Below are 24,563 nucleotides of genomic sequence, written 5' to 3'. Positions count from 1 at the left end.
TCGGCGCGTGAACAAGCAGGTCCCCAGCCTCGGCAAGATCTTCGTGATGGTCGGCTTCGCGCTGTCCTGCTTCGGCCTGCTGCTGTTCCTGTGGCTGGCCTTCGGCGGGTCGACGCCGTTCGCGCCCAAGGGCTACCAGTTCAAGGTGTCCTTCGGCGAGGCGACGCAGCTGGCCCAGGAGGCCGACGTGCGCATCTCCGGCGTGCCGGTCGGCAAGGTCAAGGCCATCCAGACCAACAAGCAGACGGGCCGCTCGGACGCGACGATCCAGCTCGACCCCGACTACGCGCCGCTGCCCTCCGACGCCCGCGCGACGCTGCGCCAGAAGACGCTGCTGGGCGAGACCTACGTCGAGCTGACGCCGGGCACGCCGAAGGCCAGGCCGATCCCCGACAACGGGCGCCTGGCCACCGGACGCGTCGCCGACACCGTCGAGCTGGACGAGATCCTGCGCACGTTCGACCCGCGGACGCGCAAGGCGTTCCAGACCTGGATCCAGACCCAGGCCGAGTCGCTGAACGGCCGCGGCCAGGACCTCAACGACGCGCTCGGCCAGCTCGCGCCGTTCGCCGAGGACACCACCAAGCTGCTGCAGATCCTCAACGAGCAGAAGGCCGGCGTGCGCCAGCTCGTGCGCAACACCGGCGTGGTGTTCGACGCGCTCAGCGAGCGCGACAAGCAGCTGGCGGGCGTCATCACGAACTCCAACCGCGTGTTCGCGACGACCGCCGCGCGCGACGCGGAGCTCCAGGCGACGTTCAAGGCGCTGCCGACGTTCGAGGAGGAGTCGGCGACGACGCTCAAGCGCCTGTCGCGGTTCTCGGCCAACGCCAACCCGGTCGTCACGCAGCTGCGCCCGGCGGCGCGCGAGCTGTCGCCGACGCTCGAGCAGCTCTCGGCGATCGCGCCCGACCTCAAGCACCTGTTCCGCTCGATCGACCCGCTGACCAAGGCCTCCAAGAAGGGCCTGCCGGCGACCGAGCAGTTCCTCGACGACCTGCATCCGCTGCTGGCGAACTTCGACGCGCCGCTGCAGCAGCTCAACCCGATCCTCGACGGCGCGGGCCTGTACAAGAGCGAGCTGAACGCGTTCTTCGCCAACGCGACGGCCTCGACCCAGGCGGTGACGCCCTCGCAGGCCAGCGGCGAGAACCTGCACTACCTGCGCACGGCCAACCCGCTCAACCCCGAGGCGCTGGCGCAGTACCCCAACCGCCTGAAGACCAACCGGACCAACCCGTACGCCTTCCCGGGCGACAGCAACAGCCTCAAGACCGGCCTGTCGTCGTTCGAGACGCGCCAGTGCGGCTCGGCCACCGCGCCGAACCCGACGCTGGGCCCGGCCGTCCCGGGCGTGATGGACGAGACGCTGCGCGACAACATCCTCAAGTACGCGCTGAACAACGGCAACGTCGTCGCGCCGCCGTGCACGCAGCAGCCGCGCTTCAACCTCGGCGGGACGCTGACCCAGTTCCCGCAGGTCAAGGCCAACGTCGCGGGCCTGCAGGCGGGGCTGCCGCAGCCGTAGGCCAGACGGCCCCGCCGGCCCGCCCGGCCCGCCCGGGATCCGGCGCACGGCCGTGACCGTCCCGGTACCCTCAGCGGACTGATGGGTCGGCTCCCGCGCATCCTGGGCGCCGCCATGGGCACGGCCGCCCGCCGCCCGCTGGCGGTCGGCCTGCTGGTGACGGTGCTCGCGCTGGCGGGCGCCGCGCTGGCGCTGCGGTTGGCGCCCACCACCGCGACCAAGACGCTGGTCGGGACGTCGAGCGCGTCCTGGCAGGCGACCGAGCGCGACCACGAGCTGTTCGGCGAGGACGCCGTCTACGTGCTGGTCTCCGGGCCGGTGTCGAAGGTCGTGCTGACGACCGACCTCAACCAGCTCATCGGCCTGGAGGGCTGCCTGGGCGGCAACGTGCCCAAGGACCACACGCCGCCCGGCGGCTGGAGCGGGCCGTGCGGACGGCTCGGCAAGGCCAAGCCCGCCAAGGTCGTCTTCGGCCCCGGCACGTTCATCAACGAGTCCGTCGGCCAGATCGGCGACCAGTTCACCGCCCAGCAGCAGGCGATCAAGGACGACGCCCAGCAGGCCTACACCGCGGCCTACAAGCTGGCGCGGGCCAAGAGGTACTCGGTCGCGCGCTCCAAGAAGCTGGCGACGCAGGCCCAGCAGCTCGCCGAGTACCAGGCGCTGACGCAGGCGGCGCAGATCGCCCTCAAGTACGGGCTGCTCAAGGCGCCGGAGGTCAACGACCCCGGCTTCGTCTCGCAGCTGGTCTTCGAGGGCGGCAAGGCGGCGGGCACGCCGAAGTCGCGCTTCGCCTACCTGTGGCCCAACAAGGACTCGTCGCTGATCCAGGTGCGGTTGAAGCCGGGGCTGAGCGACCGGCAGCGCAAGGACGCGATCGCGAACATCCGGGCCGCGACCGAGATGAAGGACTTCCGGCTGGCCAACGGCGGGACCTACACGGTCACCGGCGCGCCGGTCGTGCTGTCGGACCTGACGACGAACATCACCGACGCCATCGTCCTGCTGCTGATCGCCTCGGTGTTGGTGATGGCCTTGGTGCTGGCGCTGGTCTTCCCGGCGCGGCGCCGGCTGCTGCCGCTGGTCGTCGCGCTGGCCGCGGTGGCGATCACCTTCGGCGCGCTGTCGCTGATCGGCGCGTCGCTGACGATGGCGTCGGTCGGCGTCGTGCCGGTGCTGATCGGCCTGGCCGTCGACTACGCGATCCAGCTGCAGTCGCGCATCGAGGAGCGCGCGGGGCCCGGGGCGTCACGCGCGGAGGTCGCGCGCGCGGTCGCCCACGTCGCGCGGCGCGGCGCGCCGTCGGTGGCGATCGCCGCGCTGGCGACCGCCGCGGGCTTCCTGGTGCTCGGCGCCTCGCCGGTGCCGATGGTCCGCGGCTTCGGCTGGCTGCTGGTCGCGGGCATCTTCGTCGGGTTGGCGACGGCGACGACGCTCGGCGTGGCGGTGCTGGTCGGCACGGCGGGGCGGACGGGCCGCGGCGGCGGCCGGCCGCGCGTGGGCGGGCGCCTCGGCGCCTCCGTCGCCGAGGCGGGCGCGATGGTCGCCTCCGCGGGCCGCGGCGCGGGCGAGCTGCTGCGCGAGAACCCGGCGACGCGCGGGCTGCTGCGCGGCGGCCGCGCGGCGCGCGCGCGGGCGCTGGGCGCCGCGGCGCACCGGCCGGGCCGCGTGCTGGCCGTCGGGCTGGGGGTCGCGATCGTCGGCTGGGGCCTGGACACGCAGACCAAGGTCGAGTCCGACGTCACCAAGCTCGTCCCGCAGGACCTGCCCGCGCTGCGGGACCTCACCGCGCTGGAGCGGTCGACGAGCGTCGGCGGCCAGATCGACGTCGTCGTGCGCAGCGACCGGAAGCTCACGACGCCCGCGAACCTCAACTGGATGGCGGCCTACCAGTCGCGGCTGCTGAAGACCTTCGGCTACACCGACAAGCGCGGCTGCGGCAAGGCCGAGCTGTGCCCGGCGTTCTCGCTGCCCGACCTCTTCGGCGGCAACAGCGGCAAGGTCACCTCGCAGGCCCAGGTCGACGAGCTGCTGAAGGTCGTGCCGGAGTACTTCTCCCAGAGCGTCGTCACGGCCGACCGCAAGACCGCGACGCTGGCGTTCGGGATCCGGCTGATGCCGCTCGCGCGCCAGAAGCAGGTCATCGACACGATGCGGCGCGAGCTGCACCCGCCCAAGGGCGTCGACGCGCAGCTCGCCGGCCTGCCGGTGCTGGCGGCCGACGCCGACGCGCAGGTGTCCTCGACCTGGCGGCGGATGCTGTTGATGGTGTTGGGCCTGGTCGCCGTCGCCGCGGTGTTGTTGGCGGCCTTCCGGTCCTGGCGCCGGGCGCTCACGCCGCTGGTGCCGATCGCGCTGGCGACCGGCTGGTCGGCGCTCGTGCTGTTCGCGATCCGCGTGCCGTTGAACCCCATGTCGGTGACGCTCGGCGCGCTGGTGATCGCGATCTCGACCGAGTTCTCCGTGCTGCTCGCCGAGCGCTATCGGAGCGAGCGGGCCGACGGCTTCGACCCGGCCGCGGCGCTGGAGCGGACCTATCGGTCGACCGGCGCGGCGGTGCTCGCCTCGGGCGTGACGGCGATCGCGGGCTTCGCGGTCCTGGCGCTGAGCGACATCAGGATGCTGCGCGACTTCGGAGCGGTGACGGTCGTCGACCTCACCGTGTCGCTGCTCGGCGTGCTGCTCGTGCTGCCCTCGGCGCTGGTGCTCGGCGAGCGCTTCACGCTGTCCGACGTCCGGGTGCCCCGGCCGCGCGTACCCCGCCCGCGCGTGCGCCGCCCGCGCCGGCCCTCGCTGCGCCGCACCCAGCCGGAGACATGAGCGAGCGCGGCCCGCTCGACTTCGACGACGAGGACCTGGACCCGCCGCCGGCGTCGGCGCCGCGCCGCGAGCCCGCGTCCGCGCGCGACGCCCCGCGGTCGCCGTCGCCGTCGCCGCGCGGCCGCCGTCCCGCCGCCGCGCCGGGGCGCAGCTACGTCTGGGTCGTCGGCGTCGGCGCGCTGGTGCTCGTGCTCGTGCTGCTGGCCACGACGATCCGTCACGGCACCGACCAGGGCGCGCGCGGGATCCCGGACGGCGAGGCCATGCCGCCCTTCGCGGTGCCCACGGCCACCGGCAGGCTCGACGGCGACGCCAACCTCGCCACGCACGCCGGCGAGGGGCAGGCCGGCCACGTCCCGGCCTGTCAGGTCCGCGGGGCCGACGTGCTCAACGGCTGCGCGCTGCGCGACGCCGGGCCGGTCGTCCTGGCGTTCTTCACCGTCCGCAACCGGGAGTGCATCGACCAGGTCGACGTCCTCGATCGCGCGCGGGCGCGGCTGCCCGGCGTCCAGCTGGCGGCGATCGCGATCCGCGGCGACCGCGACGAGCTGCGCAAGCTCGTCGGCGACCACGGCTGGAGCATCCCGATCGGCTACGACCGCGACGGCGCGCTGTCCAACGCCTACCACGTGCAGGTCTGCCCCCAGATCACGTTCGCCCGGCGCGGCGGCCGCGTCGCGGCGACGACGTTCGGGACGATCGGCGCCGACGACCTCGTGACCCGCGCCCGGGAGCTGGGCGGCGGGACGTGAGCGGCGACGACCCGCGCGAGGGCCTGGTCGACGCGGCCGTCCTGGACGAGCTGCCCGGCCTGCGCCTGCGCTGGGCGCTGGTCGCCGTCGAGGGCGGGCACAAGACGCCGCGCGGGCTGCGGCTGCGGCTGGAGGACGTCAGCACGCGCTTTCGCGGCGCCAACGCGATCCAGCTGCGCACGCGCCCGGTCCCGCACGCCTACCGCGTGTTCTTCCGCCAGGTCGGCCTCGACCCGGACGTCGAGCGCACGCCGGTCGAGCAGCTGGCGGTCGAGCGCCTGATCCGCGGCGAGCTGCACACCGGCGACCGCTTCACCGATGCGCTCGTGCTCGGCCTGCTGGAGACCGGGGTGCCGATCGTCGCCTTCGACGAGGCGGCCCTGGAGGGAGAGGTGACGCTGCGCGCGGCGCGGGCGGGGGAGACGCTGCCCGCCGAGGGCGGGTACGCCCACGACGTGCCGCGGGGCCGTCTCGTGCTGGCCGACGGCGCCGGGCCGGTCGCCGTCCTCTTCGGCCGCCGTTCGAGCGCGCACGGCCCGCACCGCCGCACGGCCGCGGTGCGCCTGGTCGCGATCGCCGTGCCCGGGGTGCCCGAGGTCCACGTCGACGAGGCGTTGTGGCTGGCGGCCGAGGGCCTCGGGCGCTAACCTCGGCCGGAGAGAGGAACTGCGTGGTCGTCCTTGCCGACAGCACCCGTCTCGCGCCCCCGGTCGTCGCGCCCGCCGACGAGCGGGCCGCACGCCGCACGCTGCGCGCGCAGATCGCGCGGCTGGAGCGCGAGCTGGGCGCCGCGGTGCTCGCCGCGTTCCCGCACGTGACCGACGCGGACGTCCAGGCGCGCGCGGCGGCCGTCCACGGCCCGCGCCTGCTGGGCCTGGGCGAGCTGGAGCGCGTCCGCGACGAGCTGGCCGAGCGCGTGCGCCGCGCGCACGTCGTCGTCGCCCGGCGCGCCGAGCTGGAGGCCGACAGCCGCGCGCTGCTGGAGGAGATGCTGCGCGACCCCGCGCGGCACCGCCACGTCCGGCTCCCGCTGGCCGACCTCGGCGAGCACGGCTGCGGCGCCTACCTCGTCCGGCCCCGCCTGGGCATCGTCGGGCGCTGCATGGGCTGGTGGCAGGTCAAGCTCTCCTCGGGATGCCCGAGGCCCGCGCCGGCGTGAGGCCGGCCCGCGCGGAATACCATCCCGCCCCATGGGTCGCCGCAGCCGCAAGCGCGTCAGCCACGAGATCGCCCCGCCGCCTCCGCCCGCGGTGGAGCGTCCCGCCGCGCCGGTCCGGGCGCCCTCGCCTCCCCGCACCGCGACCTACACGTCGCGCAGGGAGGACGCGCCGCCCGCCCCGTGGGCGCCGTTCCCGCTGACCGAGCTGACGATCCTGCTGTCGATCGTCCTGCTGGTCTGGGGCTTCGCCTTCGCGACCGGCGACCGCCGCGCGGTCCTGCTCGGCGGCGGCTTCGTGCTCATCACGCTCTCGGCCGGCGAGCTGTCGTTCCGCGAGCACTTCGCCGGCTACCGCTCGCACTCGTCGCTGCTGGCGGGCCTGGTCGCCGTCGTCGTCGCGATCCCGTTCTACGTCGCGGGCGTGTCGCAGAACGTGATCCCGCCGATCGCGCTCGTCGCCGGGCTCGCCGCCTTCTTCCTCTTCCGCCGAGCGTTCGTGCGTCGGAGCGGCGGCGTAGGGTTCCGCGCGTGAGCGACCTCCCCGCCGAGCCCGGCGCCCCGCAGCGCCGCATGCAGCTGCGCGGGCTGCACCACGTCACCGCGATCGTGGCCGACCTCGACCGGACGACCGCGTTCTACCGCGACGTCCTCGGCCTGGCGCTCACGGCGCAGGAGGACAACCCGGACGACCCGGGCTCGCGGCACTTCTGGTTCGGCGACGCCAACGGCACGCCGGGCACGTTGGTGTCCTTCATGGAGTACCCGCGGATGGGGGAGGCGCAGGAGGGCCGCGGCGGCGTCCACCACTTCGCCTTCAGCGTCGGGTCGGCCGACGAGCAGGTCGCGTGGCGCGACTACCTGCGGGGCCGGGGCGTGCCGTGCTCGGAGGTCTTCGAGCGCGGGCGCTTCAAGTCCATCTACTTCCGCGATCCCGACGGCCATCTGATCGAGATCGCGACCGCCTAGATCGGTGGCCGCTACGCGGCGAGCCGTCCATCGAGTCGGACGGCCCGCCGCGCGCTGCGCATCAACCTTCTAGGCCGGGAGTCCCTCCAACAGGGCGGCGAGGGCGTTTCGCTGGCGCTCGGTCATCGATCCCACGGTCTTGTTCTCCGACATGGGGATCGAGGCCAGGAGCTTGCGGCACCGGGTGCTGCCCCAGCGGCGCTGGCTGGTCAGGAGGTCGGAGACCGTCATCGAGGCGGCCTCCCACGGGCACTCGAGGATGACGTGCGCGGCGCTGATCTCCCCCTCGGCCACCTGGCGCTTGAGCTCCGCGCGGGCGAGGCGCACCTCGTTCGCTCGGGCCAATGCGCGCAAGTGCTGCGGCGCAGGGGCGATCGTCGCTGCTGCGTTCATCTGTCCTCCCTGCCGGGCTCACCCTCAGTCGTGAGCCGGCGCTCGTGTGTTCTGCGTGACGAGCGTCCGGGCAGCGACGGACCGGGGTCGACCACGTGTCTCCGGCACGACGAGTGGGCGTCTCCTCAAACGAAACCACTCCTCGATCCGGGACATCCAATCCCCGGGGCGTCCGCCTCGAACGCGTCTCGAACGTATGCCAGGGCGGCACGTTCGATCAAGGTGTGAACGACCGCAACATTCGCTCAGAGCGCCTTTTTTCTTCCGTCAGACACACCCGGTTGTCCGCCCGTCGGCGAGCGCCCGACGAGGCGTCGTCGAGCGCTCCCGACGTGCTACGGACAGTTGCTGAAATCCTGCTGACCAAGGTTGCTGAGCAACGCTCAGCGGCGGGTTCAATCCTGCCGGCGGCGCTTGCCGTGCTCGCCCGGGCCGGGCAGCGGGCCGTGCTCGCGCTCGAAGGCCGCCTTGACCTTCGTGAAGGCGTCGAGCGCCCGGTCGAGCGTCGCGCGATCGTGCGTGGCCATCACCGAGGTGCGCAGCAGCGAGGCGCCCGGGGGCACGGCGGGGTGCAGCGCGGTGTTGACGAAGACGCCCTCTTCATAGAGGCCCTTCCACATGAGCCCGGCCTGCCAGTCGTCGCCGATCAACACGGGGATGATGGGCGTGACGATGTCGGCGCCGTAGGGGTGGCCGGCGGGCAGGCGCTGAGGCTCGACGACCGCGAAGCCGCGCTCCTCGAGCCCGTCGCGGAAGTAGCGCGCGTTGTCCTGCACGGCCTTCAGCAGCGGCGGGCCGTCGGCGCCGCGGACGACGCGCAGCGCGGCCAGCGCGGCGCCGGTCGCGGCCGGGACGGCGGACGCCGTGAAGAGGAACGTCCGCGACTGGATCCGCAGGTACTCGATCACCTCGGCGGAGCCGGCGACGAAGCCGCCGCAGCTCGCCAAGGACTTGGAGAACGTGCCCATCCGCAGGTCGACGCGGTCCTCGACGCCGAACAGCTCGCAGGCGCCGGCGCCGCGGTCGCCGAGCACGCCGGCGCCGTGGGCCTCGTCGACCATCAGGCGCGCGCCGTAGGCCTCGCAGAGGTCGCAGATCTCCGGCAGCGGGGCGAGGTCGCCCTCCATCGAGAAGACGCCGTCGACGACGACGAGCACGCCGCCGCCGTCGCCCGCCGCGCGCTCCAGCATCCGCTCGAGCTTGTCGAGCTTGTTATGGCGGAACGGGCGCAGCTTGGCCTTGCTCAGCAGGCAGCCGTCGAGGATCGACGCGTGGTCGCCGGAGTCGACGATCACGGTGTCGCCCGGCGCGAGGATCGTGCCGAGCGTGCCGACGTTGGCCTGGTTGCCGGTCGTGAAGACGATCGCGTCCTCGGTGCCCATCCACTCGGCGATCTCGGCCTCGAGCGTCAGGTGCATCTGGGTCGTTCCGTTGAGCAGTCGCGAACCGGTCATGCCCGTGCCGTATTGCCTGAGCGCGTCGGCGGCGCCGTCGATCACGCGCTCGTCCTCGGTCAGCCCGAGGTAGTTGTTGCCCCCGAGCATGATCCGGGCCTGGCCCTCCATCTCGACCACGGGCCGCGCCGGGGACTCCATGACGCGGAAGTAGGGCACCATGTCGGCCGCCCGGGCGGCCCGGAGGATCTCCAGGCGCTCGTGGGTCCGGGCCTTCTCGAAGACGTCGACCTGCGCACGTGTGGGCACGCCAGGAGCGTACCTGTGCCGTCTGTCGCCAGGTTTGGTCAGCTAGGGTGCGGACCTTCATGCCGGTGACCGTTCGTCCTGCCCGCTCGTACCGCGACGTCGGCGCGTTCATCGACCTTCCGTTCCGGCTGCACGCCGGGACGCCGTGGGTCCCGCCGCTGAAGCTCGAGCGCCGGCTGTTCCTGTCGCGCCGGCCGAAGCTCGGCACCTACGCGTCGCGCATCGACTTCGAGCTGCTGGTGGCCGAGCGCGACGGGCGCGTCGTCGGCCGCGTGTCCGCGCACGTCGACCACGCCTACAACCGCCACCACGGCGAGCTGCGCGGGTGGTTCGGGTTCTTCGAGTGCGAGGACGACACCGAGGCCGCCGCCGCGCTGATCGCGCGCGCCGAGGACTGGCTGCGCACCCGCGGGATGACGCTGATGAGCGGTCCGGCCGACTTCACGATGAACGACGAGTCGGGCATCGTCGTCGAGGGCCACGACCTCCCGCCGATGATCCGCCAGCCGTGGCACCCGCCCTACTACCAGCGGCTGCTGGAGGAGGGCCTGGGGCTGGAGAAGGAGGTCGACCTGCTCATGTGGCACCTCGACATCTCCGACCGCGAGCAGATGCTGGACATCCTGCCCGAGCTGGCCCGCGACGCCCGCGAGAAGCACGGGGTCACGATCCGGCGCATGTCGCGCCGCCACCTGCGGCGCGACATGGACGTCTTCGGCGAGATCTACAACCGGGCGTGGCGGCGCAACTTCGGGTTCGTGCCCTACGGCGAGGAGGACCTCGACCAGTACGCGCTCGAGCTGCAGCTGGCCTACAGCCGCGACTGGTTCATGATCGCCGAGGTCGGCGACGAGCCGATCGCGATCGCCATCACGATCCCGGATCTCAACCAGGTCCTGCCCAAGATGAAGGGGCGGCTGCTGCCCTTCGGGTGGTGGCACTACCTGCGCCGCAGCAAGACCATCGACAAGGTCCGCGTCGGGTTCCTGGGCGTCAAGCCCAAGTTCCAGCACACGGGCGCGGCGGCCGCGCTGTACCTGGAGCACTTCGACACCGCAGCTCGCCACCCGCGGATCAAGGGCGGCGAGATGGGCTGGATCCTGGAGACCAACCGCGCGATGAACCGGGGCATGGAGGCCATGCACGGGCGGGTGGTCAAGAAGTACCGGATCTATCGTCGGGAGCTTTGATCGACCGGGATTCAGGTTGTACGTGCAATCAGGTTGCGCGGCGCGATAAGGTTGACCTAATGGCACGGTCCGACGATCTCAAGGCTTCGCCGCCGATGTTCGAGAGCCCGTGGCTGGACCGCTTCACGCGTGTCCACCCGTCGGTGCCGCCGATCATCTTCACGCCGATCATCCTCGTGATGGTCATCGCCGGCTTCGGCCGGCAGAGCACGCTCCAGGCCGTGCTCCTGCTGATCGCGGGGTACGTCTTCTGGACGCTCTTCGAGTACTGGCTGCACCGCGTCGTCTTCCACTTCGAGCCCTACAACTCGCAGATCGGGATGCGGCTGCACTGGATGATCCACGGCGTCCACCACGACCACCCCAACGACCCGCTGCGGCTGGTCATGCCGCCGTCGGTGTCGCTCCCGCTGGGCGCCGCGGTGCTGTCGGTGTTCTGGCTGATCCTCGGCTGGAACGCGGCGCTGGTGTTCGGCGGTGGGTTCCTGGCCGGGTACTTGGCCTACGACATGCTCCACTACCACGTGCACCACCACACGCCGCGCACGGCGGTGGGGCACAAGCTGCGCGAGCTGCACATGCGCCATCACTTCCAGGACGACGAGACCGGCTTCGGCATCAGCGCGCCGTACTGGGACAACGTCTTCGGGACGGCGACGTCCCGCACCGGCAACCGGCCGCTGTCCGAGCAGCGCGCGGCGCGCGCCTCGGGCGCTCCGCCGGTCGCCTCGCGCGGCAAGCACGGGCCGACCGACACGGCCTCGGGCGCGACCTGATCGACGTCCGTCGGACCCGACGGTCCGCGGACGTCGCTTCCCGCCTGTCGATGCGGCATCCTTGACCTCGTGACGGATCCCTCCTTCGAGCACGCCGCGCCCGCCGACGACGACGACGTCGAGGTGGTGGACGCGCTTCCGGTGCCGGAGGCCCACGAGATCCCACCGCGGCCTGCCCCGGCGCCCACCGCGCCCGAGTCCGGCCGCAACCTCGTCGTCGCCGCGCCGGTCGCCGTCCAGGCCGCCGCCGTCGCGGTCACCGGCTTCGCCGCCGGCGCGGCCACCGTCGCCGTCGTCCGCCGCGCCCGCGCCCGCAAGCGGGTCCGCGTACGCCGCAAGGAGCAGCGGACCTCGCTGGGCGAGATCCGCGCGACCCGCTCGTTCCTGGTGGACATCCACCTCCTGAGCGGCCGGGACTGACCGGCCCCGACGCACCCGCGCGAGGGCTCGGTTCGGCACCGAACCCCAACCGGTGGCGCCTTGGTGTTCCCATGCGACACGAAGGCGCCACCGGTTCGGCCCGCTCGGGCCCGGTGCTGACGCGCGCCCGTCCTGCGCGAGGCGTAGCCTCCGGCGCCCGATGATCGAGGTCCGTCGCGAGGTCCGCCCGCCGTGGCCGTTCCGCCTGCCCGGCGCGGGCGGGATGGACGGCGTGGCGTCGATGCGCGGCGGGGTCTGGGAGCGGCTGGTGCATGTCGAGGACGCGCCGGTGGTCGTCCGGGCGGCGCAGCCGTCGAGCGAGCGCGTGGTGATCGGCGCGCGCGGGGAGACCGGCGAGGTCTGCGAGGAGGCGATCGCGCGGGTGCGCGCCGGGTTCGGCGTGGACGTCTCGCTGCGGCCGTTCTACGACCGCTTCCGCGACGACCCGTGGATCGGGCCGTCGGTGCGGACGCGCCCGCATCTGCGGCCGGTGCGCCGGCCCGAGCCGTTCGAGGCGCTGGCGTGGGGGATCTGCGAGCAGCTGATCGCCTACGAGGAGGCCGCCGAGATCGAGCGCGCGATCGTGTGGCGGCTGGGCCGCCGCGCGCCGTCGTGGGACGGGACGCGCACGCTGCGCGACCTGCCGACGGCGCGGACGCTCGGCGACACCGCGCCCGCGCGGCTGCAGGCGTTCGGGCTCTCGGCGGCGCGCGCGCTGGCGCTGGTCAAGGCGTCGCGCGAGGTCGCCTCGGGTCGCTGCGACCTGCGCTGCGCGCCCGGCGGCGAGGAGGCCGGCTGGGCGCGGCTGCGCCGGATCTCCGGCATCGGCTCGTGGACGATCGCCGTCCTGGCGCTGCACGGCCAGGGCCGCCACGACGTCCTGCCCGCCGGCGACCTGGCCTACCTCAAGCTCGTCGGCCGCGCCCGCGCGGGCGGCCGCCCGTCCGCGCGCGCCACCGAGGAGGAGGTCCTGGAGGCCTTCGCGCCCTACGAGGGCTGGATGGGCCTGGCCGGCCTGCACGCGCTCGGCGTCAAGGCCACCGGCGGCGGCGCGGGGACGCGCTTCGCCGCGGCGGCCTGACGCCGGCCCGACGCCTCAGATCCCGCGCCCGGGCAGGAACTCGTTGGTGATCGACGTCGCCGTCGGCAGCGTCTTGACCAGCTTGTTCTTCAACATCCACTGGCCGTAGGCCGCCCACTCGTCAGCGTTCATGTAGCCCCACGGGAACGCGCTGCTCTCGGGGAAGAACACCGGCAGCGTGGCCTTGATCTGGGCCAGCACCGTGGCGCGGTCCAGATCGGGGTCGGCCTTGACCAGCGCGTCGGCGCCGACGGCCGGGTCGGCCTTGACCGCGCTCGCGCCGCGCGACACCGCCTGCAGGAAGCGGCGCATCACCGCGCCGACGCCCTTCTCCTGGAGCTTCTCGTTGTTGGCGACGAACACGAGCTCCTGGTAGGTCGGGATGCCGGCCTCGTCCATCTTGATGATCGTGGGGTCCTTGTGGCGGCGCTGGAGCTGGACGCCCTCGATGTTCCAGAACGCCCCGAGCGTGGCGTCGACCTTCTTGGACAACATGCTCGGGACGAGGTTGAAGCCGACGTTGACCTCGTGGATCGTGCTCGGCGAGAACCCGTTGGAGTCGGCGATCGTCCGCAGGTAGGCCGTCTGGTACGGGATGCCCGCGGTGCCGACCGTGGCGTTCTTGAGGTCCTTGACGCTCGTGAAGTGCTTGTTCAACGACATGATCGACGTCAGCGGCTTCTGGATCAGCGCGCCGACCCCGGCGACGTGCGCGCCCTTGTCGCGCGCCAGCAGCAGCTCGGGCTCGTAGGAGATCGCGAGGTCGGCCCGCCCGGACTCGACGAGCTTCAGCGGGGTCGCCGGGTCGGAAGGGGTCTGGATCCGGACGTCCAGCCCGGCGGCCTTGAACGCGCCGATCGCCTGGGCGGCGTAGATCGGCGCGTGGTCGGCGTTGGGCAGGTAGTCCAGGACGAGGTCGAGGCGCTTGGTGGCGGCGCTGCTCGTCGTGGTCACGTCCTTCTTGGCGCCGCAGGCCGACAGCGTGCCGGCGAGCGCGACGGCGGTCAGGGCGAGCGGGACGAGGCGGGCGCGGCGGCGGATCACGTGGTCGGGTCCTTTGGTCGGTGGGCCCACGGCGCCAGGCGGCGCTCGGCGAGGGCCAGGAGAGCGAAGCAGAAGACGGCGAGCGCCGCGAGGACGACGACCGCGGCCCAGGCGCGCGCGGTCTCCAGCTGCGGGATCGACTGCAGCAGCAGGTGGCCGAGGCCGTCCTCGGAGCCGGCGTACTCAGCGAAGACCGCGGCGATGCCGCCGACGGCGACCGCGATCTTCGCGCCGCTCAGCGCGGCGGGCAGCGCGGTCGGCAGCTCGACCCAGCGCAAGGTCTGGGCGGGCGTCGCGTTCAGCGTGCGCATGAGCTTGTGCTGCTCGGGGTCGACCGAGCGCAGGCCGTCGAGGGTCGTGACGACGATCGGGAAGAAGCAGACGAGCGCGACGATCACGAGCTTGGGCAGCAGCCCGTACCCGAACCAGGCCGCGAGCAGCGGCGCGATCGTCACGATCGGGATCGCCTGGGTCCCGACCAGCAGCGGGTAGAGCGCCTTGCGGACCGGCGCGAAGCGGTGCAGCAGCAGCGCCAGCGCGGCGCCGGCGACCAGCGCGACGAGCAGGCCGAGCAGCATCTCCTCGGCGGTGACGAGCAGGTTGTCCCACAGCAGCCCGCGGTCGTGCCACAGCGACGAGGCGACCTGGTCGGGCGCGGGCAGGATGAAGTCGTCGACCGAGCCGAGCCGGGCGTACAGCTCCCAGATGCCGAGGAGCACGATGATGATGAGCGCGGCGAGCATGGCCTAGCGGTTGGTCCGCAGCGCCTCCATCGCCTGGGCGCGGACCGCGACGACCTGCGGATCGGTGGCCGAGCGCGGGCGCGGGAAGTCGACCGGGACCGTCGCCACGACGCGGCCGGGCCGGGGGGAGAGGACGACGATCCGGTCGGCGAGCAGCGCGGCCTCCTCGACGTCGTGGGTGACGAGCAGGACCGTGCGCGGCTCGTGGGCGAGCGTCTCGGCCAGCCACGTCTGGGCGTCGGCGCGCGTGATCGCGTCCAGCGCGCCGAACGGCTCGTCGAGGCACAGGATCGGCGCGCCGGCCAGCAGCGTGCGCGCGACCGCGACGCGCTGGCGCATCCCGCCGCTGAGCTGCCAGGTGCGGGCGCGCTCGAAGCCCTCCAGGCCGAGCCGGACGAGCAGGTCGTGGGCGCGCGCGCGGGCGGCGTCCTTCGGCGTGCCGGCCAGCCGCAGCGGCAGCGCGGCGTTGTCGCGCGCGTCGAGCCACGGGAGCAGCAGGTCGCGCTGGGGCATCAGCACCGCGCGGCCCGCGTGGACCGACCCGGCGTCCGGCGCCTGCAGCCCGCAGACCAGCTCCAGCAGCGTCGACTTCCCCGAGCCGGACGCGCCGACGACCGCGACGACCTCGCCCGGCGCCGCGCTCAGCGAGACGCCGTCCAGCGCGACCACGTCGCCGAACCGACGGGTCACCCCTTCCAGCCGCACCGCGCTTCTTGTTGCGTCGCCCGGCCCCACCTTCGGGACCCCGAGCCTCGTCGCCATCGCTCCCTCCGCGGGCATTACCCCACAGGTTCGAAGGGTCAGCGCCGGACCGTCCTCGGGCGCAATCTCAGCCCGCGTCCGCGAGCCCCCCTGTAGTTCCTAGACCTTCCAGCCTACCGGACGCGCTCCCGGTCAGCGCTCGTGCCGCGCGCGCTCCGGCTCGCCGCGTCCGGCGATCTCGGCGTCGGTGAGGCCCTCGGCCGCGAGGTCGGCCGTCCGCCGTTCGGCCTCGGTCAGCGCCGGCGCGCCGCGCAGGCGGGGTCGTCCGGCGCGTCGCCGACCGCGTGCTCGAGGACCGCGCCCGCCGGTCAGCGGTTCATCGGGCGCGTGAGCGCCTTGACGAAGTCCTCGAGCTGCTGGGTCGTCCAGCACTCGTAGGCCTCGCAGTGCTGCTCGTAGGCCGAGATCACGCTGTCGCCGTAGTTCCAGTACAACCGCGGCTCGGGGTTCAGCCAGAACGTGCGCCCGGCCTTCTGGGCGACCTTGGCGAAGATGTCGGCGCGCGGATCGCGCCCGTTGGTGCGCGCGTCGCCGAGCACGATGACCGTCGCGCGCGGGTGCAGGTCGTCCTCGACCAGCTCGCGGAACTCGCTCCAGACGCGCCCGTAGTCGGTGTAGCCGGAGATGTCGGCGACGCCGCTGTCGCGCCCGATCGCCTCGGACACGGCCTTGAAGTCGCGCTCCTTGGCGAAGATCTCGGTGACCTCCGAGATCCGCTCGATGAACACGAACGACCGCATCTTGCGGAACGAGTCGTGCAGCGCGTGCAACACGGACAAGAAGAACACCGACGCGCTGGTGACGCTGGTCGACACGTCGCACAACACGTAGATCTCGGGCCGCCGCGGCCGGACCGGCTTCTCCTTGATGACCGCCGGGACCCCGCCGAACTCCAGCGACGCGCGCATCGTCTTGCGCATGTCGACGGCCGCGTGGCGCTTCTGGCCGCGCTGCTCGTTGCCCTGCGTCTTCAGCCGGCGCTTGAGCTGGGCGACCACGCGGTGCACGGCGGCCAGGTCCTGCAGCGGCCCGGACGGCAGCGCGCGGTCCAGCTCGTTCAGCGGCCGCGCCGGAGAGAGCTGCTCGGTGCGCTCGATCTGCGACCGCTCCAGCTCCTTGCGCAACAGCGCCTCGAAGCGCCGGATCTCGTCGCGCGGCAGGCCGTCGCGCCGCGGGTCCTCCGGCGGCAGGTCGGGCTGCGGGTCGGTCCGCAGCGCCAGCGAGCGCCGGATCCGCTGCACGTCGACGCCGATGACGCCCGAGCCCTCGCCCTGGCGCCCGAACGCCGCGATCGCCAGCCGCGCGAGGTCGCGCATCAGCGCCTCGTCGCCGTCGCGCACCGCCTCGGCGACCTGGCGCTTGAGCTCCTCCATGTCGAGCATGCCCGCGTCGTCGGGCGAGATGCCGCCCTCCTCGCGCACGCCCTCCTCGATCGCCGCCAGCTCGGCGGCGCGGAAGAAGAAGCGGTCGAAGACCAGCTCGAAGACGCGCCGGTCGTCCTGCGACTTGGCCAGCGTCGCCGCCAAGGCCTCGCGGAAGTCCACCTGCTCGGTCCACGGCACGTGCCGCAGCGCCGCGAAGGCGTCCAGCAGCTCCGACGTGCCGATCGCGACGCCCTCGCCGCGCAGCTCCTCGCCGAACTCCAGCAGGCGCCCGGCCATCCCGGGCCGCTCCAGCTGAGCGGTCCCGTGGACGCCCGCGCGCCGCGCGTTCCTATGAGGATGCGCCGGCACTGACCCCCAGCCCGCCGCCGAGCTTGACCCCGACGCGCTCGGACACGACGTCGAGGTCCGTGCGGTGCTTGACGATGACCGACATCGTCTCGTTGAACACCTTGGTGTCGATGTCCTGCGCGCCGAGCAGCAGCAGCGCGCGCGCCCAGTCGATCGACTCGGCGATCGACGGCGGCTTCTTGAGGTCGAGGTCGCGCACCTGCGCGACGACCTCGACGAGCTTGCGCCCGACGGCGTCCGGCAGGTCCGGCGTGTGGAGGCGGACGATCTCCAGCTCGTGCTCGAGGTCCGGGTAGTCCATCCACAGGTACAGGCAGCGGCGCTTGAGCGCCTCGGTCAGCTCGCGCGTGTTGTTGGAGGTCAACAGCACGATCGGGTGCGACTTGGAGGCCACGGTGCCCAGCTCGGGGATCGTGATCTGGAAGTCCGACAGGACCTCCAGCAGCATGGCCTCGAACTCCTGATCGGTCTTGTCGATCTCGTCGATCAGCAGCACCACCGGGTCGGGCGAGGCGATCGCCGTCATCAGCGGGCGCTCGAGCAGGAACTCCTCGCCGAAGATGTCGTCCTGCACGTCGTCCCAGCCGGTGCCTTGGCGCTCGGCCTGGATCCGCAGCAGCTGCTTGCGGTAGTTCCACTCGTACAGGGCCTTGGCCTCGTCGAGGCCCTCGTAGCACTGGAGGCGCACGAGCGACCGGTCCAGGTACTTGGCCAGCGCCTTGGCGAGCTCGGTCTTGCCGACGCCCGCTGGGCCCTCGACGAGGATCGGCTTGCCGAGCTTGGCGGACAGGTAGCTGACCAGGGCGGTGGACTCCGCGGGCAGGTAGCCCGTGGCGCGCAGGCCCGCGTGGACGTCGGAAACGGAGGAGGGCTCGACCGGCATGGGCCAAGAAGTCTACGAAGCCGGGCGATCTGCGAGGCTGCCGGGCGTGATCCTGGGCGCCATCTCCGCCACGCCGATCTACGCGCTGATGGCCTTCAGCGTCGTGCTCACGCTCATGGGGCACATCTTCAAGGACCAGAAGATCGTGGCGATCGGGATCGCGCTGCTGTTCCTGGCGACCGGGCTGCTGCTGCTCGGCGCCTACGGCAGCTACCAGGAGCACGGTCCGCTGGACTTCTGAGCGCGGACGCGTCTCTGGGCGCGCGATAGTTGTGGTGCTATAACGGTTGTGTGCCTACAACGATCTCCGACCGGCGCGGGCGGCTGCGGGTCCTGGCGATCTGCTGCATCAGCCTCTTCATCGTCGGGCTCGACAACACGATCGTCAACGTGGCGCTGCCCTCGATCCGGCGCGACCTGCACGCCTCGGTCTCCGAGCTGCAGTGGACGATCGACGCCTACACGCTCGTCCTCGCCTCGCTGCTGATGCTGGCGGGCTCGACCGCCGACCGCCTCGGCCGCGTGCGGGTCTTCCAGGTCGGGCTGGCGGTCTTCACGCTCGGCTCGCTGGCCTGCTCGCTGGCGCCGTCGGTCGGCTGGCTGATCGCGTTCCGGATGCTGCAGGCCGTCGGCGGCTCGATGCTCAACCCGGTGGCGATGTCGATCATCCGCAACACGTTCCACGACCCGCGCGAGCGCGCGCGGGCGATCGGCGTCTGGGGCGCGGTCGTCGGCCTCAGCATGGCGCTGGGGCCGGTGCTCGGCGGCTTCCTGGTCGAGGCGTCGTGGCGCGCGATCTTCTGGGTGAACATCCCGGTCGGCCTGGCCGCGATCGCGCTGACCGCGCGCTACGTGCCGGAGTCGCGGGCCGCGCACGGGCGCCGCGTGGACCCGATCGGCCAGGGGCTGGTGATCGTCATGCTGGCGACCTTGGTGTACGGGATCATCGAGAGCGCGCCGCCGTTCTACGCGGTCGCGGCCGTCGCGCTGGTCGGCCTGCTGCTCTACGAGCCGCGGCGCGAGGAGCCGCTGATCGAGCTGCGCTTCTTCGGCAGCGCGCCGTTCAGCGGCGCGACGCTGATCGCGGTGTCGGCGTTCGCCGCGCTGGCGGGCTTCCTGTTCATGAACACCCTGTACCTCCAGGACGTGCGCGGCTACAGCCCCGTCCACGCCGGCCTGCTGACGCTGCCGATGGCCGCGATGACCGCGATCGGCGGGCCGCTGTCGGGCCGCGTCGTCGGGAGCTTCGGCACGCGCTGGCCGCTGGTCGCCGGCGGGGTGGGGATCGCGATCAGCGCGCTGATGCTCACCGTGCTGGCGCCGACGACGTCGCTGGTCTGGGTCCTGGCCGCCTACGTGGTCTTCGGGATCGGCTTCGGCGTCATCAACCCGCCGATCACCAACACGGCGGTCAGCGGCATGCCGCCCGCGCAGGCGGGCGTGGCGGCCGCGGTCGCCTCGACGTCGCGGCAGGTCGGGCAGTCGCTCGGCGTCGCGGTCGTCGGCGCGACGCTGCACGGCGTGCTGCCGGGCAGCGACCCGACGGGCTGGTGGATCGTGTTCGCGTTGGGCGTGGTGGTCGTCGCGCTCGGGCTGGCGACGACGACGCGCTGGGCCCAGCGCACCGCCGCGGAGACCGCGCGGCGCCTGGACGAGCCGATGGTGGCGGCATGACCGGCGTGCCCGAGGACGACGAGCAGGCCCGCCGCGTCTGGGCGGCGCTGTCCTCGCTCGTGCGCCGGCGCGATCGGCGCCCGGCGGTCAGCGACGCGCTCGGGATGAGCTTCACGCGCGTCAAGGCCCTGCTGTACACGTCCCGAGAGCCGCGCACCGGCCGCCAGCTCGCGACGCTGCTGGCGATCGACGCGCCGTACGTGAGCGTGATCGTCGACGACCTCGAGCAGCGCGGGTTCGTGCGCCGCGAGCCGCATCCCACCGACCGGCGCGCCAAGCTCATCAGCGTGACGGCGGCGGGCAGGCGGGCGGCGGCCAAGGCCGAGCGCGTGCTCTACCTGCCCCCCGAGGTCCTGCTGGCGCTGCCGCCGCAGGACCTCGAGGCACTGGATCGGATCGTGGCCAAGCTCGCGGGCTCGGACCCGGAGCCCGGCGGGTTCTAGGTTCTAGACCGGGTGGTGGCGCGGGCCGCGTGGCGCCTCCTCGGGGGCGGCCGTCGCGCGGGGCTGCGCGCGGTCGGCGACCGGCGCGTCGCCGCGCACGCGGCCCGGGCGGCCGAAGCGGCGACGGCGCGTGGCGGTCGTGTCGCCGGCCACGGGCGCGGCACCGGCGCCCGTGCCCGCCGCGGCGCCGGTGGCGACCTCGCGGCGGCGCTGGACCCGCGGCATCAGCGCGTTGAGCAGCATCGCGACGCCGGCGACGGCGAAGCCGAGCTTCGTCCAGCCGTTGGTCGCGGCGAGGCCCAGGACGTCGTGGCCGTCGATGACCGCGATCACCGCGCAGGCCACCAGCGCCAGGCCGACGAGCAGCGACATCAGCTTGGCCAGGTGGTGCTGGGCGGCGCCGAACAGCAGCAGCGCGCCCGCGGTGATCGAGAAGAAGCAGGTCCACCCGTTGACCTCGATGCCCAGGAAGTTGGTTCCGTGGACGTCGGCGTTGGGGAAGGAGGCGGAGAACGACGGGAAGTCGTTGTTCTTGAGCAGGGCGCAGAGGCCGAAGGCCACCAGGATCGCGCCCGCGATCATGGCGGGGCCCTTGGCCAGCGAGGGCCCGTAGTCGACGACGACGTCGCGACCGCGATCGTCGTCGATGGCGTTGCGTCGTCGGCGGAGCATCATGACCCGGACGTTCCCGCGTCACCGCGGCCGTACTCACCTACTCCTGCTCGTCGAACGAGAGCTGCGTGCCGCCGTCGATCTCGGGGCGCGGCGGCAGGCGCTCGGTCGGCGCGGCCGCCGGCGCCCGCGTCGTCGGCGGCGGGGCGGGGACCACGGCGGTCTCGCCGGTGTCGCCGCGGCGGCGCTGCTCGCGCGCGGCGCGCTCGGCCTCGCGCTCGGCGGCGGTGCGGCCGGGACGCCGGTCGGTGACCGTCGGGGCGGGGCTCGCCGGGCCGGCGGGAGCCGCGGGGCCCGCGGGGCCGCCGGGCCCGCGCGGTGGCGCGCCGCCGTCGGGGCCCTCGCCGGGCAGCGGCGGCTCGCTCAGCCGCGCCTGGCGGATGCGCTGGCCGGTGTAGGCCAGCGCGATCCCGCACAGCAGCGTCACGAAGATGCCCCACGAGACGCCGTAGTCCACCTTCTGGAACTCCGACGTCGAGCCGGTCTTGTTGTCGATCAGCCGGTAGAAGACCAACAGCGCGACCCAGACGCCGGCGGCCGTGATGACCAGGCCGTCGCCGCCGGGCAGGTGGAACGCCTTCCGCTCGCCGCGCGCGAACAGCAGCGCGAGCACGCCGACGGCGACCAGCAGGATCGCCGCCTCGACGAACGAGAACGCCTTCCAGGCCATCAGCGTCGAGCCGACGGTCTGCAGCTTGCCGCCGACGACCGCGGTCGTGTCCCGGGTGTACCAGGGCAGGAACATCGTCACGAACAGGCCCAGGGCCGCCGCGCCCGCCAGCCGCTGGTCGGGCGCCAGGGCGCCGAAGGCGCGCCGCACGCGCCCGATCATGCCGAAGCTCCCGCCGCCATCTGGCGCCGATTGTAGGCGCGTGGGCAGACCGCCATCAGGTGATCGGGATGTCCTGGAGGTCCGGACCGCGACCGCGCGCGGTGGCGGTGCCGCCGCGCGGCGCGTCGCGCTCGCCGCCCAGCCGCTCGACGACCAGGTCCAGCAGCGCGCGCAGCAGCACGAGCAGTTGGCGGACGATCTCGCGGACCTGCTCCCAGAGGTCGTCGGGGACCGCGTCGCGCAGCGCGCGCAGGACCCCGACCAGCGCCGAGATCTCGTCGGCCGCGGCGTGCTGGGCCTCCGCCGGCGCGTCCGGGATCTCCTCGGCCAGGCGCTGCGCGGCCTCGCGCGTGTCGCGCAGGCGGGCCCGGAGGTCGTCCAGGCGCGTGGGCTCGGTGGGCTCAGGCGGCATCGAAGGTGATGGTCAGCGCGCCGTCCTCGAACGTCGCGCCGCTCGGGTGCAGGTCGTCGAGCGCGGGCGGCAGCAGCATGGTCCGCTTGTGCCCGTCCACGCGCACGATCAACTCGGATCCCAGGCGCTTGAGCGACAGGTCGCCCCGCCGCGCGAACGGCAGCTCGAGGCGCAGCGTCGCGCCGTCGGCACCCAGCTCCAGGCGCTCGGAGACCGTGGCGTGGTGGACGGCCTGGGCGGGCAGGGCGTCGTCGCCGGAGAACAGCGCGTCGCCGAGCCGGTCGAGCATCGCGCCGCCGACGACCTCCTCCTCGAAGTACGGCGCCTGCAGCACCGGGACCGGGGCGAACGCGTCGCGGACGGCCTCCAGCTGCTCCTGCTGGCGCGCGCGCCACGGGCCGAAGTAGTCGCCGACCTCTTCGCCGAACACGCGGTTGACGACGACCGCGTCGGTCAGGTACCCGTACAGGTTGAGGTAGGTGAACGTGCGCCGCGCCTCGTCGACGACCATCCGGTCAGGGGTCATCACCAGCCGCATCGAGACGCGCTCGTTGTCGCGGAGGATCTCGTTCATCGCGATCAGGTTGCGGACCAGGCGCTGGACGTCGTCGAAGACCTCGTTGCCCGGCAGCGACACGTCCAGCACGGCGCGCGCGAACGGCCGCGCGGCGTCGAGGATCCGGCCCTGCTGCGGGAAGACCTTGTCCAGCCACCAGCGCGCGACGTCGGGGAACGACAGCAGCCGCAGCGTCTCGCCGGTCGGCGCGCAGTCGACGATCACCACGTCGTACTCGCCGGACTCGTGGTGGCGCTTGATCGCCAGCAGGCTGAACAGCTCGTCCATCCCGGGCGGGACCGTCAGCTCCTCGGCGCTGATGCGGTCCACGCCGCGCGCGATCAGCAGCTCGCCGAGCCAGTCCTGCACGCCCGCCCAGTTGCGCTCCATCTCCTCCTGGGCGGAGACCTCCTGGCCCCAGAGCCGGTCGCCGACCGCGACGGGCTCGGCCCCCAGCGGCGTCCCCAGCGAGTCGCTGAGCGAGTGCGCCGGGTCGGTCGACAGCACGACCGTCCGCAGGCCCGCCGCCGCGCAGCGGCGCGCCGTGGCCGCGGCGACCGACGTCTTGCCGACGCCGCCCTTGCCCGTGTAGAGGATCGTGCGCGGGGGTTGGCTCAAGGAGCGGACAGACTAGTCCTTGTGCTTCTTCTTCGGGGCGGCCTTGACGTGCAGGACCGCCTGACCGGACCCCACGTTGCCGGCGAGGTCGACGGCGCCGGCGCGGATCGTCAGCGCGCCGCGCCGCGACGGCGTGATCCGCAGCGCGTGGGTGCCGTGTGCCCAGCGGGCCGTGTGCGAGAACACCACCTTGCCGCCGCGGGCCGCGGTGACCGTCACCGTGGAGATCTTGTCGAGCGCGATCCGGATCGTCACGCCCGCCTTCGCGCGCGGGTCCTTCGCGGGCAGCCGCACCTTCAGCGTCGGCGGCGTCGTCAGGTCCGCGGTGAAGCGCCGCGCGGTGTCGCAGTAGAGCGTCGGGCTGGGGGAGCCGGCCTTCGTCAGGCGGTCGCAGAGGTTCTGGAGGAAGTCGCGCAGCACCTTGTGGTAGCCCAGGTCGGACTCCGCGCCCGGCTTGGAGTACAGCGACCAGGCGCCGGTGTCGAACTGCGGCAGCTCGTGGCGCAGCTCGCGCTCGCCGGAGGCGAACAGGACGCGCCCCTCCTCGTCGTTGGCGAGCGCCGCGAAGTCATGAAGGCCGTTGAGCGCCTGCGTGAAGCCGTTGGCGATCCGCAGCGTGGGCGCGTAGGAGTACTGCAGGTAGTGCACGCCCGTCGAGCGCGTGAAGCGGACGCCCTCCGGCGGCGGGGTCCTGAAGATCCCCAGCGCCTGGCGCGCGGCGTCGAAGTAGCGGGTGGTCCGCAGCCGGATCGCCGCGCGCGAGAGCGCCGACAGCCCCGTGCCCTGCGCCAGGCCGCTGACCCACGGCGGCCGGCCGCCGTCGAAGGTGAACAGGTACTCGAAGGCGATCCCGCCCGCGCGCTGCGTGGCGTAGGCCAGCGCCTCGTCGAGCAGGCGCCGCAGCTCGTCGTCCTTGCCCCCGTAGGACCACAGCGCGTTGGCCTTGCCGAACGTCGCCAGCCACTGGATCTGCCAGCCCTGGCCGGGGTAGTACTGCCACACCAGCTGGCTGGGCGCGAACGACGCGCGCTGCCCGGTCCGCGGCAGCGGCTTGGCCGTCCACCAGTCGCGGTTGCGCCGCAGCGTCATGAAGACCGCGGGCAGCCGCGAGGGCGTGAACTGGTGGCGCGCGGCCATCCGGTCGACGTTGACGACGACGGCCCGCAGCTCGCGGAAGCGGGTGCCGTGGAGCTTCTTCAGCGCGGCCTGCGCGGCGTCGTAGTCGTCGCGCCAGGCGGTCTGCTGCTCGGGCACGATCGCGTCGGAGGCGGCCAGCCGGTTGAGCTCGCCGCGGACGGTCGGATCCTTCGCGAGGGCGCTCGCGGGGAGCATCAGGACGGTGACGAGGACGGCGAGGACCGGCGTGCGCGGCACGAGGCCGATGCTACGTTCCTCAGCCCTCG

At 73.1% G+C, this 24,563-nt stretch carries 26 protein-coding genes; 14 read left to right on the top strand and 12 right to left on the bottom strand.

Features of this window, described 5'->3' with window-relative positions:
• Window positions 1-7 precede the first annotated feature (7 nt).
• From VFG42_RS16265 to VFG42_RS16235, 7 genes are all read left to right on the top strand, one after another.
• Window positions 8-1,528 (top strand): MlaD family protein, encoded by a 1,521-nt coding sequence (locus VFG42_RS16265; RefSeq protein WP_324909813.1) that lies wholly within the window; start codon window positions 8-10, stop codon window positions 1,526-1,528.
• 81 nt (window positions 1,529-1,609) lie between these two features.
• Window positions 1,610-4,348 carry an efflux RND transporter permease subunit gene (locus tag VFG42_RS16260; protein ID WP_324909812.1) on the top strand — a complete coding sequence of 913 codons (2,739 nt, stop codon included), beginning with the start codon at window positions 1,610-1,612 and terminating at the stop codon, window positions 4,346-4,348.
• A complete protein-coding gene (locus VFG42_RS16255) occupies window positions 4,345-5,100 on the top strand; it encodes a hypothetical protein (RefSeq protein ID WP_324909811.1) in 756 nt (251 codons plus the stop codon). Before VFG42_RS16260 ends, VFG42_RS16255 begins: the two co-directional genes overlap by 4 nt.
• Complete coding sequence (locus VFG42_RS16250; protein WP_324909810.1) at window positions 5,097-5,747, top strand: phenylalanine--tRNA ligase beta subunit-related protein; 651 nt, start codon at window positions 5,097-5,099, stop codon at window positions 5,745-5,747. Before VFG42_RS16255 ends, VFG42_RS16250 begins: the two co-directional genes overlap by 4 nt.
• 23 nt (window positions 5,748-5,770) lie before the next feature.
• Window positions 5,771-6,259, top strand: coding sequence for a hypothetical protein (locus VFG42_RS16245; protein WP_324909809.1), 489 nt, complete (start codon window positions 5,771-5,773; stop codon window positions 6,257-6,259).
• Window positions 6,260-6,290: 31 nt separating this feature from the next.
• On the top strand, window positions 6,291-6,791 hold the full coding sequence (locus VFG42_RS16240; protein WP_324909807.1) for a hypothetical protein: 501 nt from the start codon (window positions 6,291-6,293) through the stop codon (window positions 6,789-6,791).
• A complete protein-coding gene (locus VFG42_RS16235) occupies window positions 6,788-7,225 on the top strand; it encodes a VOC family protein (protein WP_324909806.1) in 438 nt (145 codons plus the stop codon). The genes VFG42_RS16240 and VFG42_RS16235 overlap by 4 nt, the downstream gene beginning before the upstream one ends.
• A gap of 69 nt (window positions 7,226-7,294) precedes the next feature.
• Here VFG42_RS16235 and VFG42_RS16230 read toward each other — a convergent pair whose 3' ends face one another.
• Both VFG42_RS16230 and VFG42_RS16225 read right to left on the bottom strand, forming a co-directional pair.
• Window positions 7,295-7,618, bottom strand: coding sequence for a hypothetical protein (locus VFG42_RS16230; RefSeq protein WP_324909805.1), 324 nt, complete (start codon window positions 7,616-7,618; stop codon window positions 7,295-7,297).
• A gap of 395 nt (window positions 7,619-8,013) precedes the next feature.
• Window positions 8,014-9,321, bottom strand: coding sequence for an aminotransferase class I/II-fold pyridoxal phosphate-dependent enzyme (locus VFG42_RS16225; protein ID WP_324909804.1), 1,308 nt, complete (start codon window positions 9,319-9,321; stop codon window positions 8,014-8,016).
• A gap of 59 nt (window positions 9,322-9,380) precedes the next feature.
• On the opposite strand from VFG42_RS16225, the gene VFG42_RS16220 reads away from it, so the two are divergent.
• From VFG42_RS16220 to VFG42_RS16205, 4 genes are all read left to right on the top strand, one after another.
• Complete coding sequence (locus tag VFG42_RS16220) at window positions 9,381-10,511, top strand: hypothetical protein (RefSeq protein WP_324909803.1); 1,131 nt, start codon at window positions 9,381-9,383, stop codon at window positions 10,509-10,511.
• Window positions 10,512-10,570: 59 nt separating this feature from the next.
• Window positions 10,571-11,287 (top strand): sterol desaturase family protein, encoded by a 717-nt coding sequence (locus tag VFG42_RS16215; RefSeq protein ID WP_324909802.1) that lies wholly within the window; start codon window positions 10,571-10,573, stop codon window positions 11,285-11,287.
• A gap of 69 nt (window positions 11,288-11,356) precedes the next feature.
• Window positions 11,357-11,707 (top strand): hypothetical protein, encoded by a 351-nt coding sequence (locus VFG42_RS16210; RefSeq protein ID WP_324909801.1) that lies wholly within the window; start codon window positions 11,357-11,359, stop codon window positions 11,705-11,707.
• Between the two features lie 160 nt (window positions 11,708-11,867).
• Window positions 11,868-12,788, top strand: coding sequence for a hypothetical protein (locus VFG42_RS16205; RefSeq protein WP_324909800.1), 921 nt, complete (start codon window positions 11,868-11,870; stop codon window positions 12,786-12,788).
• A 15-nt stretch (window positions 12,789-12,803) separates the two neighbouring features.
• Here VFG42_RS16205 and VFG42_RS16200 read toward each other — a convergent pair whose 3' ends face one another.
• From VFG42_RS16200 to VFG42_RS16180, 5 genes are all read right to left on the bottom strand, one after another.
• Window positions 12,804-13,832, bottom strand: coding sequence for an ABC transporter substrate-binding protein (locus VFG42_RS16200; RefSeq protein ID WP_324909799.1), 1,029 nt, complete (start codon window positions 13,830-13,832; stop codon window positions 12,804-12,806).
• Window positions 13,829-14,575, bottom strand: coding sequence for an ABC transporter permease (locus VFG42_RS16195; protein WP_324909798.1), 747 nt, complete (start codon window positions 14,573-14,575; stop codon window positions 13,829-13,831). The genes VFG42_RS16200 and VFG42_RS16195 overlap by 4 nt, the downstream gene beginning before the upstream one ends.
• 3 nt (window positions 14,576-14,578) lie before the next feature.
• Window positions 14,579-15,265, bottom strand: coding sequence for an ABC transporter ATP-binding protein (locus tag VFG42_RS16190; RefSeq protein WP_324909797.1), 687 nt, complete (start codon window positions 15,263-15,265; stop codon window positions 14,579-14,581).
• A 380-nt stretch (window positions 15,266-15,645) separates the two neighbouring features.
• Entirely contained in the window at window positions 15,646-16,998 is a 1,353-nt protein-coding gene (locus VFG42_RS16185; protein WP_324909796.1) for a VWA domain-containing protein, read from the bottom strand.
• Between the two features lie 52 nt (window positions 16,999-17,050).
• Complete coding sequence (locus VFG42_RS16180) at window positions 17,051-17,953, bottom strand: MoxR family ATPase (RefSeq protein WP_324909795.1); 903 nt, start codon at window positions 17,951-17,953, stop codon at window positions 17,051-17,053.
• Between the two features lie 46 nt (window positions 17,954-17,999).
• Between VFG42_RS16180 and VFG42_RS16175 the strand changes: the two genes are divergently transcribed.
• Genes VFG42_RS16175 through VFG42_RS16165 form a run of 3 tightly spaced genes read left to right on the top strand, consistent with a single transcriptional unit; the run spans window position 18,000 to window position 20,070 of the window.
• Window positions 18,000-18,194: a hypothetical protein gene (locus VFG42_RS16175; protein WP_324909794.1), complete on the top strand. Its 195-nt coding sequence runs from the start codon at window positions 18,000-18,002 to the stop codon at window positions 18,192-18,194.
• 50 nt (window positions 18,195-18,244) lie between these two features.
• Window positions 18,245-19,627 carry an MFS transporter gene (locus tag VFG42_RS16170; RefSeq protein WP_324909793.1) on the top strand — a complete coding sequence of 461 codons (1,383 nt, stop codon included), beginning with the start codon at window positions 18,245-18,247 and terminating at the stop codon, window positions 19,625-19,627.
• Complete coding sequence (locus VFG42_RS16165; RefSeq protein WP_324909792.1) at window positions 19,624-20,070, top strand: MarR family winged helix-turn-helix transcriptional regulator; 447 nt, start codon at window positions 19,624-19,626, stop codon at window positions 20,068-20,070. The genes VFG42_RS16170 and VFG42_RS16165 overlap by 4 nt, the downstream gene beginning before the upstream one ends.
• Window positions 20,071-20,073: 3 nt before the next feature.
• Here VFG42_RS16165 and VFG42_RS16160 read toward each other — a convergent pair whose 3' ends face one another.
• From VFG42_RS16160 to VFG42_RS16140, 5 genes are read right to left on the bottom strand one after another with little or no spacing between them, the layout of a single operon-like run.
• On the bottom strand, window positions 20,074-20,745 hold the full coding sequence (locus VFG42_RS16160) for a hypothetical protein (RefSeq protein ID WP_324909791.1): 672 nt from the start codon (window positions 20,743-20,745) through the stop codon (window positions 20,074-20,076).
• Window positions 20,746-20,782: 37 nt separating this feature from the next.
• Window positions 20,783-21,574 (bottom strand): hypothetical protein, encoded by a 792-nt coding sequence (locus tag VFG42_RS16155; protein WP_324909790.1) that lies wholly within the window; start codon window positions 21,572-21,574, stop codon window positions 20,783-20,785.
• 55 nt (window positions 21,575-21,629) lie between these two features.
• Entirely contained in the window at window positions 21,630-21,986 is a 357-nt protein-coding gene (locus VFG42_RS16150) for a hypothetical protein (RefSeq protein WP_324909789.1), read from the bottom strand.
• Complete coding sequence (locus tag VFG42_RS16145) at window positions 21,976-23,160, bottom strand: ArsA family ATPase (RefSeq protein WP_324909788.1); 1,185 nt, start codon at window positions 23,158-23,160, stop codon at window positions 21,976-21,978. Before VFG42_RS16145 ends, VFG42_RS16150 begins: the two co-directional genes overlap by 11 nt.
• 12 nt (window positions 23,161-23,172) lie before the next feature.
• A complete protein-coding gene (locus VFG42_RS16140; protein WP_324909787.1) occupies window positions 23,173-24,534 on the bottom strand; it encodes a D-glucuronyl C5-epimerase family protein in 1,362 nt (453 codons plus the stop codon).
• Window positions 24,535-24,563 lie beyond the last annotated feature (29 nt).

Source organism: Baekduia sp. (assembly GCF_035685985.1).
Classification (GTDB): Bacteria; Actinomycetota; Thermoleophilia; order Solirubrobacterales; family Solirubrobacteraceae; genus Baekduia.
Note: the sequence above shows the minus strand (reverse complement) of the source record. Positions and strands in the feature narration are given on the sequence as shown.

What these genes read in the sequence shown, in the direction of transcription:
- VFG42_RS16260 (WP_324909812.1), top strand. Translation starts at nt 1,610, where the DNA reads ATGGGTCGGCTCCCGCGCATCCTGGGCGCCGCCATGGGCACGGCCGCC.
- VFG42_RS16255 (WP_324909811.1), top strand. Translation starts at nt 4,345, where the DNA reads ATGAGCGAGCGCGGCCCGCTCGACTTCGACGACGAGGACCTGGACCCG.
- VFG42_RS16240 (WP_324909807.1), top strand. Translation starts at nt 6,291, where the DNA reads ATGGGTCGCCGCAGCCGCAAGCGCGTCAGCCACGAGATCGCCCCGCCG.
- VFG42_RS16230 (WP_324909805.1), bottom strand. Translation starts at nt 7,618, where the DNA reads ATGAACGCAGCAGCGACGATCGCCCCTGCGCCGCAGCACTTGCGCGCA.
- VFG42_RS16220 (WP_324909803.1), top strand. Translation starts at nt 9,381, where the DNA reads ATGCCGGTGACCGTTCGTCCTGCCCGCTCGTACCGCGACGTCGGCGCG.
- VFG42_RS16215 (WP_324909802.1), top strand. Translation starts at nt 10,571, where the DNA reads ATGGCACGGTCCGACGATCTCAAGGCTTCGCCGCCGATGTTCGAGAGC.
- VFG42_RS16205 (WP_324909800.1), top strand. Translation starts at nt 11,868, where the DNA reads ATGATCGAGGTCCGTCGCGAGGTCCGCCCGCCGTGGCCGTTCCGCCTG.
- VFG42_RS16195 (WP_324909798.1), bottom strand. Translation starts at nt 14,575, where the DNA reads ATGCTCGCCGCGCTCATCATCATCGTGCTCCTCGGCATCTGGGAGCTG.
- VFG42_RS16185 (WP_324909796.1), bottom strand. Translation starts at nt 16,998, where the DNA reads ATGGCCGGGCGCCTGCTGGAGTTCGGCGAGGAGCTGCGCGGCGAGGGC.
- VFG42_RS16180 (WP_324909795.1), bottom strand. Translation starts at nt 17,953, where the DNA reads ATGCCGGTCGAGCCCTCCTCCGTTTCCGACGTCCACGCGGGCCTGCGC.
- VFG42_RS16165 (WP_324909792.1), top strand. Translation starts at nt 19,624, where the DNA reads ATGACCGGCGTGCCCGAGGACGACGAGCAGGCCCGCCGCGTCTGGGCG.
- VFG42_RS16160 (WP_324909791.1), bottom strand. Translation starts at nt 20,745, where the DNA reads ATGATGCTCCGCCGACGACGCAACGCCATCGACGACGATCGCGGTCGC.
- VFG42_RS16155 (WP_324909790.1), bottom strand. Translation starts at nt 21,574, where the DNA reads ATGATCGGGCGCGTGCGGCGCGCCTTCGGCGCCCTGGCGCCCGACCAG.
- VFG42_RS16150 (WP_324909789.1), bottom strand. Translation starts at nt 21,986, where the DNA reads ATGCCGCCTGAGCCCACCGAGCCCACGCGCCTGGACGACCTCCGGGCC.